The sequence below is a fragment of the uncultured Plantibacter sp. genome (assembly GCF_963518075.1).
Taxonomy (GTDB): Bacteria; Actinomycetota; Actinomycetes; order Actinomycetales; family Microbacteriaceae; genus Plantibacter; species Plantibacter flavus_A.
On record NZ_CAUQHZ010000011.1, the window covers coordinates 111482 to 129887 of the forward strand.

The following is an 18406-nucleotide window of genomic DNA, read 5'->3' on the forward strand; positions in this document are numbered from 1 at the left end:
ACGTCGGTCTCCACCCGGTCGCGCACCCCGGCCCCCTGAGCCGCACCCGCTCCCCGAGCCACCCCACCCGGTCCCTGAGCCACCCCACCCGGTCCCTGAGCACCCCCCGGTCCCTGAGCACCCCCACCCGGTCCCTGAGCTTGTCGAAGGGTCAGCTCGGGTTCACGACGGCGTAGATCTGGTTCCAGTTCGCGAAGCCCGTGACCGGCTCATCCGAGCCGTTCAGCATGATGTCCTCGTCCACCGAGTTCGTCTCGCCGGTCGACGGGTCGTAGATCTCGTAGTCGCCGTCGTGGAAGCCGATGATGAGCACATAGTGCTGCGGGATGGTGTTGTCGCCGGGGCCGACGAGCAGCGGGACGGGGGTCCCGTCGTTCGCGGCGACCGCCGCCTCGGTGAGCGCAGCCCCTCTGCCGGAGTCGCCACCCAGGAGGTTGGTCCAGTCGATGTGGTAGTCGGTGCCGGTGCGGTCGGCTTCGTCGACCGCGCCGCCGGGTGCCGTACCCGCGACGTTCGGGTAGTCGACCGGGCCGGGGAACAGGTCGTTCGCGCGGTCCTGGACGGCCTGCTGCAGGAACGTCATCCGATCCTCGGTGTCCAGACCGGCCGCGTCGGCCAGGTCGAGTCCCCGGAGGTAGTCGGGCACATGTCCGTCGAGGAGCTCGCCGGTCCGCAGCCAGTACGCGAGGAACGGATCGGACTGGGCGGCCAGGGTGATGAGCGTCGTCGATCCGCAGGTCTTGTTGTTGTACTGGTCGAAGGTCTCGCCGTTCACCGTGGCGTCCCCGTTGTCGCCGACGCCGAGGTTCGTGAGTTCGTCGATCATGCGCTGACGTTCGCCGGCCGGAGCGTTCTTGATCGCGTCGGCGAGGGCGAGCACGGAGGAACTGCCGGCGCCGGTGGCGATCGCGCTCATGAGGAGGGCGCTGACGGCGGGATCGCCGGACTCCTCCATCGCCGCGAGGATGCGTTCGCGTTCGTCGTCGCTCATCGCGTTCCAGTTCTGGACGTAGTTCGCCCATTCCGTCTCGGAGAGGACCGAACCGTCCGGGTCGCCGTTCGGGAACTGCGTCCGCGAGACGAGGACGTCCAGCCGTGTCTGACCCACGGGCACCTCGACGCCCGCGAGCACGGCGTGGCCCTCGGAGTCCGACAGTGCCCGCTGCAGCGCCTCACCGGCCGCCCATGCGTCGTCGTAGGCGTCGTGGCAGACGGACACGCCGTCGAGGATCTGGCCGGCCCCGCGGATGAGGTCCGAGATCACCCCGGCGACCTCTCCGGCTCCGGTGATCGGGTTGGTCATCGCCCATGGGTTCACGGAGATGTTCCCGATGGTCCGCTGACCGTCGCGGATGGTGTCCGCACCCGGATGGTGAGCGCTGCGGGCCGCGGTGATGGCGTCCGCGTAGTCGCGCAGACCGGTGGCCCCGGTCCGGAGCCCCTCGATCTCGCTGCCGACGAGGGTGTCGACGGACGCCAGGACGTGTGCCGCGCTCGCGCCGGTCACCCCGACCAGGGCGTCCGGCAGGCTCGACGCCGTGACGGTGGAGAGCGTGGTCTGGATGGTCTCGGCGGCGAGCGCCGCGTGCTCGTACTGCTCCGCGAGCCCGTCGATGGTGGCCGGATCACCCGGCGGTGGGGTGTCCGCGAACGTGGAGGATCTGGGGATGAGCCCGACCGCACGATCGACGAACGATCCGATCGAGGTGATGAAGCTCATCGGGTCGCCGCTCAGCGAACCGATGAAGGTGGCGAGCACGTCGATCTCGGCTGAACTCTTGGTGCGCAGTTCGGAGAGGTTCACGAGCGGTCTCCGATCCCGGCGGTGCGCGTGGTCATGGCGAGTCCGGAGAGGAGCTGCCGGACGACGGTCTGCAATCGGGCGACCGCGCGCAGTTCGGCGGCGGTCTCAGCGCTGCCGGCACCTCGACGACGCGCGTCGAGGAGGGCGTCGAGCAGGACGACCCCCGCCTGCTCGTCCGTCAGCATGCCGGCACCGAGGTCGATCACGGCGTCGAGACCGGCCGTGCGGACCACGCTCGCGACCTGTTCGGTGACGCCGGCGGGGACACCGGCCCCGCGGAGTTCCGCGGCGAGCGACGCGACCCGTGCGCCGGTCGCGGCCCGCTCGGACGCGTCACGGCGATCGGACGGGACCACCGTGGGTGGCGGAGCCTGCGGCGACGGCGCGGTCATGAGGCGTCCTCGGCGAGGGCCGCGTCCGTGCCGGCCATGGTGTCCGCGACGTGCTGCATCCACCGTGCGAAGTCGTCGAGCGTCTTGCCCGCCTCCGTCATCTCGGTCCGCCACGTCAGTTCGAAGGCGGCGGCGTTCGCGGCCACCTGCTCGTCGAGGAACGACGTGTCGAGGCACGTGGAGAACATCCCCGTCGCGCTCGTGGCCGCCCCACCCACCGTTTGGACGATCGCCGTCAGGCCCGCGTCGTCCACCTGCATCGTGCCACTCATGGGTCCCCGCTCTCCGATGCTGTTCGCGCTTGCCGGTCGATCCCGGTGATGCGCCTGATCCGATGGTTCCACCCTGTCCCCGCCAGCACCGGAAGACGATGGGCAGCACTACCCATCACCCGTCGGGCGTCGGACGTGGCACACGCCGGGGCGTCGGTTACGGTGAGGGTGACGCGTCCGCCCGGGCGCCGCGGAAGGGGCCGTCATGCAGCAGATCCATCGCCGCCTCGCGACCGTGTCGCTGAGCATCCTCGTCGCCGCGCTCTGTTGCACGGGATGCGGCCTGTCGGCGAAACCTGTCGTCGCTGACGGGACCGACGACGCCCGGCTCGCAGCGCTTGCCGATGATCCGCTCTTCACGGACGGCAGCGTCAACGGGCCGCAGGTTCCGGACACCTCCGCCAATGTCAGCGTGCAACGCGGGGCGATCACGGTCGATGGCCTCTGGCCGTCGGACGTGACCGCGGAACCGGGACCGAGCGGGCCCGCTTGGCCTGCCGCCACCGCCATGTTGGTCCAGCTGCGCGAAGCCGGTTGGCGGCCGGTGGCCGTCTCCTGCGAGCTGGATCGGTCGTCGGGCTTGGAGGGAGCGACGGTGTTCGCCACGAAGGAGTTCGGCGACTTCACCGCTGCGCTCGAGGCCGTGGTGAGGCCCCCGTCTTCGAAGCTCGTCGGCTACGTGCCCTTCCATGCCGAGGCCGACGACCCGTGGTCGGCCCACTCGGAGGTCCCCGCCGGATCGAGTTGCCTCGACGGCAGTGGGCCGCCGGTCGACGAGGGGTCCGTCCCCGACGACCTGGCCATCGCTCCCTGGTACTGAGCGGCGGCCGGTCCGGCCGGACGTGTGGGGCCGCGACCGAGCGGCCGCCGATCCCAGGGTCGACTCAGGGTGATCCCGGAGGTTCCGGGGGTTGCCATGCGCCAAAACGCGATATATCGTGAACTTCAGTTCAACGCGATATATCGCGATCACTCGGAAGGAACCGCACCATGGCACAGGAGAAGTGGATCATCGCTCCCGGCGAGAGCCGCATCATCGACCTCGAACTCGTGAGACGGCTCAAGGTCGGCCTCATCGGCGGCCAGGTCGACATCATCGGACACGACGAGCCCGGCGCCCGCATCGAGGTGGGGGCCGTCACCGGCAAGGACCTCAAGATCACCATCGACGGCGACGTCGCCGAGATCGACCACCCGCAGCTGCGGTGGGACAACTTCCTCGAAGTGTTCTCGAACTTCGGCGCCAACCGCGCCACGGCCCAGGTCAGCGTCCTCGTCCCCCGCGACATCGCCCTGACGTTCGGCGTCGTGAGCGCCAGCGGACTGGTCGCAGGCCTCACCGCGGACGCCAAGCTCAACACGGTGTCCGGCGACCTCGTGGCCGACCGGATGACCGGACGACTCGACCTCAACTCCGTGAGCGGCGAGCTCACGGTCCAGAACCACACGGGTCGCATCCAGGCGCACACGGTCTCGGGCGACGTCACCGTCTCCGGCGACATCACGCGCGCCTCGATCGACGGCGTCTCCTCCGACCTGCTCCTCGACATCCACGGTGCGTGCGAGCATCTCGACCTGAACACCGTCAGCGGCACGATCACGGTCCGTCTCGACGAGGAACTCGCCGCACGCTACACGGCGAACTCGGTCGGCGGCCGCCTGGCGATCGACGGCGTCGTCCTCAAGGGACTGCGCGGTGGCGGGTACAACTCGCACACCGGCGCCCTCTCCGGACAGTTCGCCGAGGTGCGCATGAACACCGTCGGCGGCGCGGTGACCGTCCTCCGACGCCCGGCTCCCGAGCCGGCGGGCGCGGCCACCACCGCAGGGAGCGAGGCAGGCGCATGAGCCCCGTCTTCGCCCACGGCAGCCTGCGGCTGTACCTCCTGAGCCTGCTCGACGAGTCGCCGAAGCACGGCTACGAACTCATCCAGGCGCTCACCGACCGGAGCGGTGGCACCTACAGCCCGAGCGCCGGCACCATCTACCCGCGCCTCGCGAAGCTCGAGGAGGAGGGACTCGTCACGAAGACGAGTGACGGCCGGAAGACCGTCTACGAGATCACCGAGGCGGGCCGGGCCGAGCTCGCGGCACGGGCGGGTGAGCTCGACGGCATCGAGGATCAGCTCACCGATTCCGTCCGCCGTATCGCCGACGAGGTCCGCAGCGGGGTCACGGCGGCCATGAAGAGCCTCCGGGCCGATCTCGCCTCCGCCGCGCGCGAGGCGAAGCAGTCCGCGAAGCCCGGTCCGAGCTGGACGTCGACCGCCGAGGAGAGCGCCGATCAGAAGGTGCAGGGTCGCTTGGCGCTCCACGAGACCGACGTGTCGATCAACGAGTTCCGACAGGCGGTCCGAGCCGAACTCCGCGAGCACGTCGCCCGTGGGGGCGCGCTGGACGATGACACCGTGTCAGCCCTGCGTGCCGACCTCGTCGCCGTCCGCGACCGCCTGCGGGAGCGCTTGCAGGGCTGATCGCCCCGCCATGCGAGCCGAGACACGGAACCGCCCGACCTCGTTCTGGAGTCGGGCGGTTCCGTCGGCGCGGCGCGCGCGGTCGAGCTACCGTGCGGCCCCGGCCAGCGAGCCCGTGGTCGCCTCGGAGTCGTAGATCACGCAGGTGACGAGCCGGTCGTCCACCCCGTTCCAGCTGGCCTCGGTCGGCGTGTAGTAGTTGAACTCGAGGTTGGAGTCCTCGTAGACGATCCCGACGAACGCCTGGAACTGCGCGTAACAACCGTCGTCGGCCTGCTGCGTGACGGCCTCCTCGCCGGGCCACTCGTCGCCGGTCAGCGTGACCTCGCCGTACACCTCGTACTGGTGGGGCTCGGAACAGGGCACGGTCGGCACCTCCGTGACCTCGTCGGACGACGACTCGTCGTTCAGGCAGTCGCCGACCGAAAGGGTGAAGACGTCCGTCGTACCTCCACCGACGATCTCGCCGGACTGCGCGTCCCGGGTCTCGGCGGGCTTCGGGAGGATGCCCTCCACGACACTGCACCCGGAGAGCGTCAGGGTCGCGGCGAGGGCGGCGAGGGCGAGCGGGAGGAGACGACGGCGAGCGGTCACGATGAGGGTCCTTGAGGTGGGTGGTCGATCACGAGCGACTGTCCGGGCTCACAGCCCGGCGACAGCCGTCGATCAGGATATTGGTCGACCATTCCGGTCCGCCACTCCCCCGGTCGATGAACACTGCGTCACGGTCGGGTGACGATGCCTGTCCATCCAGCTCATCCCCGCTTGACTCCGGTTCCCGAAGGAGTAATATCGCCGCTCGTGACAACTGAGGGTCGAGAGCCCGGGACAGAACCACGATCGGCAAAACGCTGGTTGATCGGGGACCCGCTGCCGACCGAGAACCTGGAGGGCCAGCTCCTCCCCAAACGGCTCGCGCTGCCGATCTTCGCGAGCGACGCACTGTCGAGTGTGGCGTACGCACCGCAGGAACTCCTCATGATCCTGACGCTCGGCGGGCTCGCCTTCCTGAGCTTCGCGCCGTGGGTCGCCGCGTGCGTCGTGATCCTCCTCGTCGTGGTCGTCGCGAGCTACCGGCAGCTCATCAAGGCGTACCCGTCGGGCGGTGGCGACTACGAGGTCGCCCACCGGAACCTCGGCGAGAAGGCCGGCCTCGTGGTCGCCTCCGCCCTCCTCGTCGACTACGTCCTGACGGTCGCCGTCTCGGTGGCCTCGGGCGTCGACAACATCATCTCCGCGATCCCCGGGCTCAACCCGTGGCGCGTCGAGCTGGCCGTCGGATTCGTCCTCGTCCTCATGGCCGTCAACCTGCGCGGTGTCCGGGAGTCGAGCAAGGCCTTCGCGATCCCCACCTACTTCTTCATCGCGAGCGTGCTCGTCATGATCGTCGCAGGACTCGCCCGCACCGTCATGGGCGACGCCCCGGTCGCTTCGAGCGCCGAGTTCACCGTGCAGGGTGAGAGCCTCACCCAGGCGGCGTTCATCCTGCTCCTCCTGCGCGCCTTCTCCTCCGGTTGCTCGGCACTCACCGGTGTCGAAGCGGTCTCGAACGGTGTGCCCGCGTTCCGCCGCCCGCAGATCAAGAACGCCCAGAAGACGCTGGTCCTCATGGGCGGCACCGCGATCGTGCTGTTCGTCGGCCTCACCGCACTCGCCCTCATCTCCCGCGTGCACTACGCCGAGAACGCCTGTCACCTCGAGGGGTTCGCGGACTGCGCGACGACGCCGCAGCCGAGCCTCATGGCACAGGTCGCGACCGCGGTCTTCGGCGCGAACAGCATCCCGTTCTTCCTCATCCAGGCGGCGACCGCGTGCGTCCTCCTCCTCGCAGCCAACACTGCCTTCAACGGCTTCCCGCTGCTCGGTGCGGTCCTCGCGCGCGACTCCTACGCCCCCAAGTCGCTCAACACCCGCGGCGACCGCCTCGTGTTCTCGAACGGCATGATCATCCTGGGTCTCGCCGCATGCGCGATCCTCGTGGTCTACCAGGCGAACCTCACCCAGCTCATCCAGCTGTACATCATCGGGGTGTTCGTGTCGTTCACGCTCGGCCAGACGGGCATGGTGAAGCACTGGCTGCGGATGCTCCGGGAGGGCTGCGACAACCGCGGCTCCGTCTACCGCGGACTCGCGATCAACGCGTTCGGCGCCCTGCTCACCGCGAGCGTCCTCATCGTCGTCACGATCACGAAGTTCACCCACGGCGCCTGGCTCGTCTTCGTGCTCATGCCGATCCTCTTCATCCTCATGCTCGGCGTGAACCGCTACTACCGCGACGTGGAGAAGGAGGTCGAGGTCGACCCGACCACGACCTTCGGTGCGACCGGCGACCACGCGATCGTCCTCGTCGGCAAGATGCAGAAGCCGATCCTCAAGGCCCTGGACTACGCGATCGCCGCGAAGCACGACAGCCTCGAAGCGGTCCACATGTCGGTCGACCCCGAGGCCACGAAGCTCCTCGAACAGCAGTGGATCGAACAGAACATCCACGTTCCCCTCGTCATCCTTGAGTCGCCGTACCGCGAGTTCGCGATGCCGCTCGCGAAGTACATCAAGGCGCACCGTGCTGAGCACGGCGCCGAGGTCGTGACCGTCTACATGCCGCAGTACATCGTCGGGCACTGGTGGGAGAGCCTCCTCCACAACCGGCGGGCGTCGCGGATCCGCAACCAGATCATGCTCGTCCACGGCGTGACCGTCGCCCTCGTGCCCTGGCTGCTCGACTCCTCGGAGCTCATCTACGGACGTCGGTCACGGCCGCTGCCCGGCCAGGAGCGACGGGGCGAGATCGTCCGCGTCAAGAAGCCGATCGAGCGGAAGCCGCACATCGACCGCAACACGGGGCAGCCGCGCTCCTGATCGGCCACGCGCTCCGGCGACGGCGTGAGGGGTCGGCCGCCGACTGACAGACTGGGGACATGTTCACCTGGGGTCTCTCGCTGCTGTTCCTCGCGGCCGTCTTCGGGACGCTGTCGATGGTCCGACTCATCGCCGCGAACCCCGACTCGCCGCTGCCGATGTGGCACGGCCGCCCGCAGCGACTCCCGCAGTTCACCATCATCCTGCGCGGCCTGTCGGGTGGGCTCGGGGTCTCCGGGGTCTTCCTGCTGTGGTCGGAGATCGGCTTCTGGAGCATCCTCCTGCTCGTCGTCGCCCTCGGGATCCCGATCGTGCTGAACCTCCGGCACAACCGCCGCTTCGAGGCGTAGCCGCCGTATTCGTTCGCCCATCTTCGGGCGAACGAATACTCATTCGCCCATCTTTGGGCGAACGGGCGGCTAGGCGAAGAGCGAACCGAGCCCGTAGCCGACCAGGGCCGCGACGACCGACGCGACGAGCATGCCCAACGCGTTGGTCGATCCGGCCCGGGAACGTCCGTCGTGGAGCAGCCGGACGGTCTCGATGCTCGCGGTGCTGAACGTCGTGTACCCACCGAGCAGCCCGCCCCCGAGGACGAGCCGCCACGCCTCGTCGACGACCCCGCCGAGGGCCAGCGCCGTGACGAGGCCGAGCAGGAGCGACCCGCTGACGTTGATGACGGTCGTGCCCCAGGGGTACGCGCCGCCCACGCGGGACCGGATGAGGCCGTCGACGACGAAGCGAGCAGCGGCGCCGACACCGCCGGCCGCCGCGATCGCGAGGAAGAGCCAGGGCGTCACGAGCGGCCATCGCCGATCCGTCGGGCGAGGACGATGCCGCCCCAGCTCGCGAGGACGCCCATCACGACGCTCCCCACCGCGTACAGCACCCCCACCAGAGCGTTCCCCTCGATGAGGAGGACGCTGCTGTCGGCCGCGAGCGCGCTGTACGTCGTGAAGCCGCCGAGGACGCCGGTGCCGAGGAACAGGCGGACATCGCGTCGACGGCCGTCGTCGGGCCCGTGTCGGAGGAGCGACTCGAGGAGGAGGCCGAGCAGGAAGGCGCCGACGACGTTGATGCCGAGGATGGCCACGGGGACACCGCCGATGGGCGGGACCGCGAGGGAGATCGCCTCGCGGGCGCCCGTCCCGATCGCGCCTCCGAGCGCGACCATCGCGATCGTGGCGGGCCGGAGGTGCGGAGCCCGCGTCCCCGTCGGAGCGGCCGTCACCGCAGGTCGCCGGCGGGGGCGTCCCAGAGCGGTTCGTCGGTGGCGCTCGGCGCGAGCGGGACCACGACCACCGGACGCGCCTGCCGGTGGGCCAGCGTCGCGGCGACGGACCCGTTGAAGAACTCGAGGATGCCCTTCCGGAGGCCCCGCTCCCGGGTCCCGACGATGATCGCCCGGGCGGACACCGAATCGGCGAGCCGACCGAGGGCACGTGCCGGATCACCGGCGAGCTGGGTCAGTTCCCAGGCGACGCCGGTGTCGTCGAGGAGGCGATGCGCCGTCGCCTCCAGGCCGGGATCGACGGGCTCCGGATCGAAGTCGTGCAGATCGGCGTCGAACGGGAGTGACGTGACGGTGCCGTCGACGTTCTCGACCACGACGAACCTGCTCGCGTCGACGTGGGCGAGGACGAGCCGGCAGGCGAAGGCCTGCGCGAACGACGCCGCCTCGACGAGCACGGTGTCGGGTTGCCCCGGCGTGACACCGACCACGATCGCGGCCGACCGTTGCGCTTCGACCATGTCCTCACTCCCCTTTCGCGTGCTTCGCGGCGGCCTTGGCCGCCTGCTTCGCCGCCCGCACCTGCGCGAGCGACTCCGGGTCGACGATGTCGGCGACGGACCGGAGGCTGCCGTCCTCGCCGTAGGGCGCCGACGCTTCCCGCCAGTCGGCGGCGTCGAGCCCGTACTGCTTGCCGAGCAGCGCGAGGAAGATCTTCGCCTTCTGCTCACCGAACCCCGGCAGGGCGAGCAGGCGCTTCAGGATCTCCGGGCCGTCGGGCGCGTCGCGCGTCCAGATCGCCTCAGCGTCGCCGTCCCAATCGTCGACGATCGCGGCGCAGAGCCCCTGCACCCGGCCGGCCATGGAACCCGGGAACCGGTGCACGGCGGGACTCGTCTTGAAGAGCGAGGCGAACGCCTCGGGTTCTTCCCGCGCGATGGTGGCCGCGTCGAAGGAACCGAGGCGGTCGCTGATCTTCAGCGGGCCGGCGAACGCGGTCTCCATCGGCACCTGCTGATCGAGCAGCATGCCGACGAGGAGGGCGAGCGGGTCGGTCGACAACAGGCGGTCGGCGTCCGCATCTCCGGTGATGTGCAGGGTTCCGGTCATGGGTCCATCGTCCCACCACTCGGCGTGCTGGCCCAGCCCCGTTCCGTCGCGGTGTCGGCAGCGGTGCGCGCCGGACCGTCCCCGTACGAGCGCCCCGCCCACGGGCGGCATGGTAAGCTCAACGCTAGTCTTTATCGTTCCCTGGTAGGCGAAAGCCCCGGACGCCCCGCAAGCGCGGCCGGTCAGAAAATCATGAGGGGGTCTCGCATGGGTCGTGGCCGTCAAAAGGCAAAGCACACGAAGATCGCTCGTGAGCTCAAGTCGTTCAGCCCGGACGTGAACTACAACGCGCTCGAGCGCGAGCTCACTGGGCACTCCGTCGACCACCCGGGCACGGGCGTCGACGAGAGCTACGACGACGAGATCGCCAAGTGGGCTGAGTACGCCGAGAAGTACGCCGACGGTGAGGCGAAGGGCGCGTAGGCGCGTCCTTCCCACCGTTCCGGCGCGTCTGCATCAGCGGTTCGCCATCGCTCCGGCACGTCTCGGCCGGGTGATCTCCCAGACGAATGTCGGCAAATGGAGTTCTCGCTGGGCGGAGACTAGCCTGGACGGATGAACACCGACGAACTCCGCGTTGCCGCCAAGAAGCGCCTGAAGGCGCAGCACGATTTCAAGCAGTTTCTCGCCGTCTGGGGTGCGGTCTCCGTCCTCCTGATCGTCATCTGGCTCCTCACCGGCGCCTGGGGGTACTTCTGGCCGATCTGGCCGATCTTCGTGATGGGCATCGCCCTGGTCTTCGTCGGACTCGACGCCTACGGTCCGTCCAAGCACATCACCGAGGACGCCATCGACGCCGAGGTCGCGCGCCTCGTGAACCAGCAGCAGCAGCGCGCTGCCGCTCGCGAGGCCGCCTCGCAGCCGAACTCCACGCAGGCACCGTACGCCGGTCAGAGCGGTTACGAGCAGCACCCCTACCAGGCGGGCCAGACCGGCCAGGCGCCCGTGTACGACCCCGCGCAGTACGGACAGACCACCGCCTACGACACCTCGCAGTATGCCGGTGGCCAGACCGGCGGATACGGCACGACGCAGACCCAGCAGGGCTCCCAGGCGACGCAGCAGTACGGCGCCTACCAGGCACCGTCGACCGAGGCTCCGACCGCTGAGGCTCCGGCCGCGGAGCCCACCTCGGACTGGGTGCGCGCCGCCGAGCCCACCCCGACCGAGCAGTTCGCCGCGGTCTTCTCCGGCACCGACCGCGCGCCCGAGGCCGCCGCCGCACCGGACACCTCCGCCGAACCGGCCGAGTCGATCGTCCTGGAGTCGACGTCCACCGGCGACGCGGAGACCGTCGCAGCCGCCGCCGACGAGACCGAGGCGCGCCTCGCGAGCGACGAGACCGGAGCCGCCGACACGACCGGACGCGACGAGACCGTGTCGGCCGCCGCACCGGCCGCGGCCGTGAGCGCGCCCCGCACCTCGACCAGCCGGTCGACGACGACGCGTTCGACGACGGCTCGGAAGCCCGCCGCGAAGACGACCACGGCGACGGCCGCGGGGACCACCGTCCGCAAGACGAGTTCGACGCGCGCCACCACCGGTTCGACGACGCCCAAGGCGGCAGCGGCCAAGACCACGACGCCGAAGACCGCAGCCGCGAAGGCACCGTCGACGAAGACGACGGGCGCCGCAGCGAAGCCGGCCACCGCGAAGGCACCGGCGAAGCCGCGCACGACGAAGCCGAAGGCGGCCCCCGCGGCCACGCCGGCACCGCTCGAGCAGCCCGGTACGCCGGAGTAGCAGTCGGTTTCTGAACGACGAAGCGCGCGATCCCCTCGGGGCTCGCGCGCTTCGTCGTTCAGGCAGGGCTCAGGAGAGCTGTGAGCGCTCCACCCACTCGAGGTACTCCTCGGAGACCGTACCGGTGACGTACTCGCCGGTGAAGCAGCTCATCTCGAGGTCGCTGATGCCGGAGCCCTCGAGGATGGCGGCCTTCATGTCGGCGACCTCCTGGTAGATGAGGTTGTCAGCGCCCAACTCACGCGCGATGTCGGGGATCTTCTTACCGTGTGCGACGAGCTCCTGGCGGGACGGCATGTTGATGCCGTACACGTGGGGGTAGCGGACCGGCGGTGCGGCGGAGGTGAAGGTCACCTTGTTGGCACCGGCGAGACGCGCCATGTCGACGATCTCCTTCGACGTCGTCCCGCGGACGATCGAGTCGTCGACGATGAGGATGTTCTTGCCCTTGAACTCGGAGCCCATCGCGTTGAGCTTCTGACGGACGCTCTTCTTGCGCTGCGCCTGGCCCGGCATGATGAAGGTGCGCCCCACGTACCGGTTCTTGTAGAAGCCCTCGCGGTATTCGATGCCGAGCTTCTGCGCGACCTGCATGGCCGCTGGACGGGAGGAGTCCGGAATCGGCATGACGACGTCGATGTCGCCCATCGGCGTGTACTCGGCGATGGTGTCGGCGAGCCGGTTGCCGAGACGCAGCCGGGCCTCGTAGACCGAGATGCCGTTCATGACGGAGTCGGGGCGCGCGAGGTAGACGTACTCGAAGGAGCACGGCACGAGCCGCGGGTTCTTCGCGCACTGCCGCGAGTACAGCTCGCCCGACGCGGTGATGAAGACGGCCTCTCCCGGGGCGATCTCGCGGACGATCTCGTAGCCGCCGGCTTCGAGGACGAGCGACTCCGAGGCGACCACCCAGTCGTTGCCGACCATGCCCGTCTGGCGCTTGCCGAGGATGAGCGGGCGGATACCGAACGGGTCGCGGAAGGCGAGCAGGCCGTGACCGGCGATGAGGGCGATCGTCGCGTAGGAGCCCTCGACCCGCTCGTGCACGTTCTCGACGGCGTTGAACACCTGGTCGGGATCGAGGTCGAGGCCGCTGATCTGACCCTGCAGCTCCGTCGCGAGGACGTTGAGCAGCAGCTCGGTGTCGCTCGTGGAGTTCACGTGACGACGGTCGACGTGGAACAGGTCCTTGCTGAGCTCGCGCGTGTTCGTGAGGTTGCCGTTGTGGATGAGCGTGATGCCGTAGGGCGCGTTCACGTAGAACGGCTGCGCCTCGCTCTCGTTGGCGGCGTCGCCCTTCGTCGCGTAGCGCACGTGGCCGAGGCCCATGTTGCCGAGGAGCGAGCGCATGTCGCGGGTGCGGAAGGCTTCACGCACCTGGCCCTTGGCCTTGACCATGTGGAAGGTGCTGCCGTCGGCGGTGGCGATGCCGGTGGAGTCCTGACCGCGGTGCTGGAGGAGCAGGAGGCTGTCGTAGACCTGCTGGTTGGCAGGCTCGGTTGAGACGATGCCGACGATGCCGCACATGCGTGGGGACTCCTTGGGGTTCGTGCTGGGCGAGTGGCGGAACGGAGGAAGGTGGGCCGGAGAGCGGTGGGACTAGTCGCGGTAGGCGCCGACGAGACGGACGGCGCCGCCGTCGACCCCCTTGGCACCCTGTTCGAACGCGCTGAGGTCTGCGGCGTCGTCGCCGAGGTGCACGGTGCCGACCTGCCAGGTCGCGATCCCGTCGGCCTCGAGGGCGGCCGTGACGCCGTCGGCGACCGCCGGCGAGACGACGGCGAAGAACCCGACGCCCAGGTTCCAGGTGCCCTCGCTCGACTCGAGCGAGGATCCGGCCAGCTCGCTCAGGGTGCGGAACACCGGTGACGGGCTCCAGGTGGAGCGGTCGACCTCGGCCCAGGACCCCTTGGGCAGGACGCGCGCGAGGTTGGCGGCGATCCCGCCGCCGGTGACGTGGCTGAGCGAGTGGACGCCACCCGCGAAGGCCGGGGAGTCGAGCAGCCGCAGGAGGGGCAGGGTGTAGAGCCGCGTCGGCTCGAGGAGGGCCTCGCCGAACGTCGTGCCGAGCTCGTCGCTGTGGTCGGCGTAGCCGACGCCTGCCTGGGCGAGGATGTGCCGCACGAGGGAGAAGCCGTTCGAGTGCAGGCCAGAGGAGGCGAGCGCCAGGACGACGTCGCCGTCCTCGACGCGGTGCTCACCGAGGATGGCGTCCGCCTCGACCGCACCGGTGCAGGCGCCGGCGACGTCGTAGTCGTCGACCCCGAGGAGTCCGGGGTGCTCCGCGGTCTCGCCGCCGATGAGCGCCGTCCCGGTGTCGGAGCAGGCCCGGGCGATGCCCGCGACGATGGAGGCGATGCGCTCCGGGTGGACCTTGCCGCAGGCGATGTAGTCGGTCATGAAGAGCGGCTTCGCACCGACCACGACGATGTCGTCGACGACCATGCCGACGAGGTCCTGGCCGATGGTGTCGTGCTTGTCGATGGCCTGGGCGATCGCGACCTTCGTGCCGACGCCGTCGGTCGACGTCGCGAGCAGGGGCCGACGGAAGGCCGTGAGGGCCGAGGCGTCGAACAGGCCGGCGAACCCGCCGAAGCCGCCGAAGACCTCCGGGCCGTGCGTCTTCGCGACGGCGGCCTTCATGAGCTCGACGGCGCGGTCACCGGCCGCCGTGTCGACACCGGCCTCCCGGTAGCTGGTGGATGAGGTCATGACCGTCCTGAACCTTCTGCGATGGGTGGATTCGGGGGGCCGGACTCACCTGGCTCGGCACTGACGGAACCGGTCGGTTCCGCGTCGGCCGCGGGGGTCCCGGCTGGATGCACGTCAACTCTATCCGCTGCGACGATCCGCGTCCGTCGCGCCATGGAGCGGTCGATGAGGAGACCGACGACGAGGGCGATCGCACCGAAGACCACGACGCACACGAGCAGGAGGAACCCGAACACCTGGGTGAGCGAGTAGTCGGCGCTCCCCGGGAACGCGAAGGTGAGGATGAGTGCGGCGATGACACCGACGAAGGCACCGATGACGAGGAACCGCCAGTAGCGGGGTGACCGGCGCACCGAGACCGAACCGGAGGAGTACACGGTCGCGACCTCGGTGTCGGGCTCGGTCGAGGGCGTCGGACCGGTCGGTTCGGATGGGTGCTGAGCTTCCGGTGCTGGCTGCCCGGTGGCGTCTGTCATGCCTCCATTCTCCCCCACGATCCTGGGCATCGTGAACCGATGGTGAACGGCCGCGGTCGACGAGCCGACGGGTACGATCGAGCGGTGGACACGACGGGGACCGAGACGACCGATCCCGCTCCGATCCCTCCCGGCGACGCCCTGCTCTCGGCGGTCGAGTCCGCCGCCGCCGACGCCGGGTTCACGCTCGAGCCGGAGCAGCTGGAGGTGGCGAGGCGCCTGGCATCGCTCCGGATCGCCGACGATCGACCCGCACACCTGTACCTGTGGGGTGCGGCCGGGCGGGGCAAGACCTGGCTCCTCGACGCGTTCTTCGCGGCGCTCCCGACGCAGCGGCGGCGTCGCGTCCATTTCCACTCCTTCTTCCGCGGGCTGCACGCCGCGATCCACCGGGTCCGCGCGGAGGCCGCCGACGCGGCCCGCGCGACGGGCGAGCCGGGCGTCGCGTCCCGGGCGGCGGCGGGAGCGGTGACGAACGCGGTCGAGCAAGCCGTCGACGAGCTGCTCGCCGACGTGGACGTCGTGCTCTTCGACGAGTTCCACGTGCACGATCCCGGCGACGGCACCCTCATGATCCGGCTGCTCGATGCCCTCTTCGCCCGACAGGTGACCCTGTTGGCGAGCTCGAACTTCCGGCCGCAGGACCTCCTGCCGGACCCGGCGTACCATCACGTCTTCGAGCCCGGCATCGCCCTGATCGAGGCGAACATGCAGGTGCTCGAACTCGCCGGCTCGACCGACCACCGTCGCAGTTCGCCGGTCAGTCACCGCGACGGCTTCGCCCGTGGCAGCTGGTCCATCGCCGGCGAGGCCGCGGACGCCCGCCTCGCGACCCTCGGCCTCCACCGACCGGGGCCGGGCGAGGCGACGACGTTGACGATCAGTGGCCACACGTTCCACGCGGCCGCCACGCGCGACGGCATGGTGTGGTTCGCCAGCGCCGAACTCATCGAACGTCCGACCTCCGTGGGCGACTACCTCGCCTGGGCGGCGGACTACGACCGGTGGGTGCTCGACGCCCTGCCCGAATCCCATGCCCTCACCAGGGAGGCGCGCGCCCGGTTCGTCCTGCTCATCGACGCCCTGTGCGATCTCGGCGTCGAACTCCACGTCGTGGCCGCCACCGACCGGGAGACCTTCGTGACCGACCCCGCCCTCGGGCCGGGCGGCTTCGCCCGCGACGCGGTCAGGACGCGCAGTCGGCTCGCCCTGCTCCGCGAGGTCCGCTGACAGCCGCTCAGCTTCCGGCGAGCACGGCCCGCTCGAGGGCACGGTCCAGTCCGACGACGGGGCGGTCCGGACGCTGCGGCGCCACACCGCCGAGGGCCTGCAGCCAATCCCAGGTGTCGGCGACGGTCTCGGCGAGCGGACGACGACGGAGACCCGCCGCGATCGCACGCGAGACGTCACCGTGATGCATCGCGTCCGCGTGGGGTCCAGTCGGAAGCCAGACGGGGAGCTGGGTCCAGGGTTGGATCCCGGCCGCGAGCACCCGCTCCTGATCCACCCAGCGCAGGATCGCACCTGACCCGGTCGCGGCGATACAGGCGTCGAGCAGATCGCCCAGCGTGGCCGCCCGCGGCTCGCTCACGACGTTGAACGCACCACTCGCGCCCGTCGAACCGGCCGTGAGGAGGAAGGCCGCGAGATCCCGCGCATCGATGTACTGGATGGGGTCGGAGGCGGCGCCGGGGGCGAGCACCGCACCGCCCTCGGCGATCCGCGCCAGCCACCACGGCAGTCGACCGATGTTCTCGTGCGGTCCGAGGATGAGACCGGCCCGCGCGAGGACCACTCGATCGCCGAACGCCTGCACGGCGGCCAGCTCACCGCCGCGCTTGGCACGGGCGTAGTCCGCGAAGCCCTCGTCGTGCGCCGATCCGTCGACGACCGGCGCGTCCTCCGAAGCTCCGGCGGGAAGCGGGTCGGCGTAGACGGAACGGCTCGAGACGTAGACGTAGCTCCCGACCCGGTCGGCCAGCAGCGCGGCCGCGTCGCGGACGGCGACCGGAGCCCATGACCAAGTGTCGACGGCGAGGTCCCACGACCCGACCCGGAGCGCGTCGAGTCCGCCGGGCAGCGTCCGGTCGCCGTGCAGCACGCTGACGGCGTCCGACGGGGAGGACCGGTTCGTGCCGCGATGGAAGACGGTGACCTCCCAGCCGGCGGCGACGGCCTCGTCGACGACCGCTCGCCCGACGAACTCCGTCCCGCCCAGGACCAACAGCCGTTTCGTGCTCATGCCTCCATCACAGCGCACGAGGCGGTGATGCACCACCCCGTTCGCTGGGAGCAGCGGGCCCGAGTCGAGCGTCGCGTGCGGGCTACTTGCGACTGTGCTCCAGCGACCCGGCCCGCATAGCGGCCTCGTCGTTCAGGTCGACGCGTGAGGCCGTGTAGTAGCTGCTCCACTTGGCCGCGTGGTACGCGGGGTTCATGACGAACCAGTACGCCCGGCGCTTCCAGCCGTACTCCTTGTCGCGGATGATCCGCTTCGCATCACGGATGGCGCCGACGACGGTGTAGCCGATCTGCCGGGACCGCCGGAGCCGCGCCACGGGCTTGCCGATCCGACGCAACGCCGTCGTCTCGTCGAAGATGCGCTTGCGGTACTCGTCGAGGGTGAGGTCGTTCGAGTGGATGACCCAGCCCCGCGGCGCGTACGCCTTCCGCAGGCCGGCCGCGATGATGTCGGCGCCGAACGCCATGTCCTCGGAGTACGGGAGGTCGCGGTACGGGATGGCGCCGAGCAGGAGTTCGCGGCGGGTCGCCGAATTGACGTCGGAGTAGAACGCGAGGGCGTCGAGCAGTCCGCCGTTCCCGTCGGCGAAGCCGTCGTTCGCGAAGACCGTCGTGCCGAAGTCCGGCCCGAAGTTGTGGAAGACGTCGTGGATCTCGTACTTCAGCAGCGGGAAGCAGGTCGGGCGTGCGATCTGCTTGCCCATGACGGCGACGACGTCCATGCCGTCGGGGTCGAGCGGAGCGGTGAGCTCATGGAGCCATCGGGAGTCGCCGGGGATGGCGTCGTGCGTGAGGTACGCGACGTACTTCCCGCGGGCGAGCCGGGCGGCGAGCTGGCGGGTCCGGCCGTGGCCGAACTCGCTGTTCGGGATGACGTGCAGCCGGACATCGGGGTGGGCTGCGACGATGTCGAGCGTGCGGTCGGTGGAACCGGAATCGATGACGAGGGTCTCGAAGGTGCCGTCGTACTCCTGGGCCTCGATGGCGGAGAGGATCTGTTCGAGGTACATCTCGCCGTTGTACGTGGGGATGACGATCGTCGCGTCGAGCGTCGTCTCGGCAGGGGCTTCGATGTCGGAGGTCACCGCACCA

The 18406-nt window shown here is 69.9% G+C and carries 21 protein-coding genes; 8 read left to right on the forward strand and 13 right to left on the reverse strand.

Features of this window, described 5'->3' with window-relative positions:
- Positions 1–151: 151 nt before the first annotated feature.
- Genes RWN05_RS13625 through RWN05_RS13635 form a run of 3 tightly spaced genes read right to left on the reverse strand, consistent with a single transcriptional unit; the run spans position 152 to position 2468 of the window.
- On the reverse strand, positions 152–1804 hold the full coding sequence (locus RWN05_RS13625) for a hypothetical protein (protein ID WP_285038353.1): 1653 nt from the start codon (positions 1802–1804) through the stop codon (positions 152–154).
- Positions 1801–2196, reverse strand: a complete 396-nt coding sequence (locus tag RWN05_RS13630; protein WP_314139906.1) for a hypothetical protein — start codon at positions 2194–2196, stop codon at positions 1801–1803. The genes RWN05_RS13625 and RWN05_RS13630 overlap by 4 nt, the downstream gene beginning before the upstream one ends.
- Complete coding sequence (locus RWN05_RS13635; RefSeq protein WP_314139908.1) at positions 2193–2468, reverse strand: hypothetical protein; 276 nt, start codon at positions 2466–2468, stop codon at positions 2193–2195. The genes RWN05_RS13630 and RWN05_RS13635 overlap by 4 nt, the downstream gene beginning before the upstream one ends.
- 205 nt (positions 2469–2673) lie before the next feature.
- On the opposite strand from RWN05_RS13635, the gene RWN05_RS13640 reads away from it, so the two are divergent.
- From RWN05_RS13640 to RWN05_RS13650, 3 genes are all read left to right on the forward strand, one after another.
- Positions 2674–3288, forward strand: a complete 615-nt coding sequence (locus tag RWN05_RS13640) for a hypothetical protein (RefSeq protein WP_314139910.1) — start codon at positions 2674–2676, stop codon at positions 3286–3288.
- A 170-nt stretch (positions 3289–3458) separates the two neighbouring features.
- The gene (locus RWN05_RS13645; protein ID WP_314139912.1) at positions 3459–4316 is read left to right on the forward strand and encodes a DUF4097 family beta strand repeat-containing protein; all 858 of its coding nucleotides are present in this window, start codon (positions 3459–3461) and stop codon (positions 4314–4316) included.
- Positions 4313–4942 (forward strand): PadR family transcriptional regulator, encoded by a 630-nt coding sequence (locus tag RWN05_RS13650; RefSeq protein WP_064294217.1) that lies wholly within the window; start codon positions 4313–4315, stop codon positions 4940–4942. The genes RWN05_RS13645 and RWN05_RS13650 overlap by 4 nt, the downstream gene beginning before the upstream one ends.
- An 87-nt stretch (positions 4943–5029) precedes the next feature.
- Here the strand turns inward: RWN05_RS13650 and RWN05_RS13655 are convergent, their stop codons facing one another.
- Positions 5030–5536 carry a septum formation family protein gene (locus RWN05_RS13655; RefSeq protein WP_285038356.1) on the reverse strand — a complete coding sequence of 169 codons (507 nt, stop codon included), beginning with the start codon at positions 5534–5536 and terminating at the stop codon, positions 5030–5032.
- 261 nt (positions 5537–5797) lie between these two features.
- Between RWN05_RS13655 and RWN05_RS13660 the strand changes: the two genes are divergently transcribed.
- Both RWN05_RS13660 and RWN05_RS13665 read left to right on the forward strand, forming a co-directional pair.
- The gene (locus RWN05_RS13660; protein WP_399543036.1) at positions 5798–7801 is read left to right on the forward strand and encodes an APC family permease; all 2004 of its coding nucleotides are present in this window, start codon (positions 5798–5800) and stop codon (positions 7799–7801) included.
- A 59-nt stretch (positions 7802–7860) separates the two neighbouring features.
- The gene (locus tag RWN05_RS13665) at positions 7861–8151 is read left to right on the forward strand and encodes a hypothetical protein (protein ID WP_314139914.1); all 291 of its coding nucleotides are present in this window, start codon (positions 7861–7863) and stop codon (positions 8149–8151) included.
- A 69-nt stretch (positions 8152–8220) separates the two neighbouring features.
- Here RWN05_RS13665 and RWN05_RS13670 read toward each other — a convergent pair whose 3' ends face one another.
- Genes RWN05_RS13670 through RWN05_RS13685 form a run of 4 tightly spaced genes read right to left on the reverse strand, consistent with a single transcriptional unit; the run spans position 8221 to position 10142 of the window.
- On the reverse strand, positions 8221–8601 hold the full coding sequence (locus RWN05_RS13670) for a CrcB family protein (protein ID WP_314139916.1): 381 nt from the start codon (positions 8599–8601) through the stop codon (positions 8221–8223).
- A complete protein-coding gene (locus tag RWN05_RS13675; RefSeq protein ID WP_314139918.1) occupies positions 8598–8975 on the reverse strand; it encodes a CrcB family protein in 378 nt (125 codons plus the stop codon). Before RWN05_RS13675 ends, RWN05_RS13670 begins: the two co-directional genes overlap by 4 nt.
- A gap of 53 nt (positions 8976–9028) precedes the next feature.
- Positions 9029–9553, reverse strand: coding sequence for a universal stress protein (locus tag RWN05_RS13680; protein WP_314139919.1), 525 nt, complete (start codon positions 9551–9553; stop codon positions 9029–9031).
- Between the two features lie 4 nt (positions 9554–9557).
- Positions 9558–10142: an HhH-GPD-type base excision DNA repair protein gene (locus RWN05_RS13685; protein ID WP_314139920.1), complete on the reverse strand. Its 585-nt coding sequence runs from the start codon at positions 10140–10142 to the stop codon at positions 9558–9560.
- 207 nt (positions 10143–10349) lie between these two features.
- Between RWN05_RS13685 and RWN05_RS13690 the strand changes: the two genes are divergently transcribed.
- Positions 10350–10565, forward strand: coding sequence for a DUF3073 domain-containing protein (locus tag RWN05_RS13690; RefSeq protein WP_064294210.1), 216 nt, complete (start codon positions 10350–10352; stop codon positions 10563–10565).
- 132 nt (positions 10566–10697) lie between these two features.
- Positions 10698–11885: a 2TM domain-containing protein gene (locus tag RWN05_RS13695; protein ID WP_314139921.1), complete on the forward strand. Its 1188-nt coding sequence runs from the start codon at positions 10698–10700 to the stop codon at positions 11883–11885.
- Between the two features lie 69 nt (positions 11886–11954).
- Here the strand turns inward: RWN05_RS13695 and purF are convergent, their stop codons facing one another.
- The 3 genes from purF to RWN05_RS13710 all read right to left on the reverse strand — a co-directional run bounded on the left by purF (position 11955) and on the right by RWN05_RS13710 (position 15073).
- Positions 11955–13412, reverse strand: a complete 1458-nt coding sequence (gene purF / locus RWN05_RS13700) for an amidophosphoribosyltransferase (protein WP_064294208.1) — start codon at positions 13410–13412, stop codon at positions 11955–11957.
- A gap of 72 nt (positions 13413–13484) precedes the next feature.
- Positions 13485–14597 (reverse strand): phosphoribosylformylglycinamidine cyclo-ligase, encoded by a 1113-nt coding sequence (gene purM / locus RWN05_RS13705; protein WP_071262413.1) that lies wholly within the window; start codon positions 14595–14597, stop codon positions 13485–13487.
- Positions 14594–15073 carry a DUF2273 domain-containing protein gene (locus RWN05_RS13710; protein WP_071262414.1) on the reverse strand — a complete coding sequence of 160 codons (480 nt, stop codon included), beginning with the start codon at positions 15071–15073 and terminating at the stop codon, positions 14594–14596. The genes purM and RWN05_RS13710 overlap by 4 nt, the downstream gene beginning before the upstream one ends.
- A gap of 84 nt (positions 15074–15157) precedes the next feature.
- On the opposite strand from RWN05_RS13710, the gene zapE reads away from it, so the two are divergent.
- Positions 15158–16303, forward strand: a complete 1146-nt coding sequence (gene zapE / locus RWN05_RS13715; protein ID WP_314139922.1) for a cell division protein ZapE — start codon at positions 15158–15160, stop codon at positions 16301–16303.
- Positions 16304–16310: 7 nt separating this feature from the next.
- Here zapE and RWN05_RS13720 read toward each other — a convergent pair whose 3' ends face one another.
- Entirely contained in the window at positions 16311–17315 is a 1005-nt protein-coding gene (locus RWN05_RS13720; protein WP_314139923.1) for an NAD-dependent epimerase/dehydratase family protein, read from the reverse strand.
- An 82-nt stretch (positions 17316–17397) separates the two neighbouring features.
- Positions 17398–18399 carry a glycosyltransferase family 2 protein gene (locus RWN05_RS13725; RefSeq protein WP_314139925.1) on the reverse strand — a complete coding sequence of 334 codons (1002 nt, stop codon included), beginning with the start codon at positions 18397–18399 and terminating at the stop codon, positions 17398–17400.
- Positions 18400–18406: the final 7 nt, after the last annotated feature.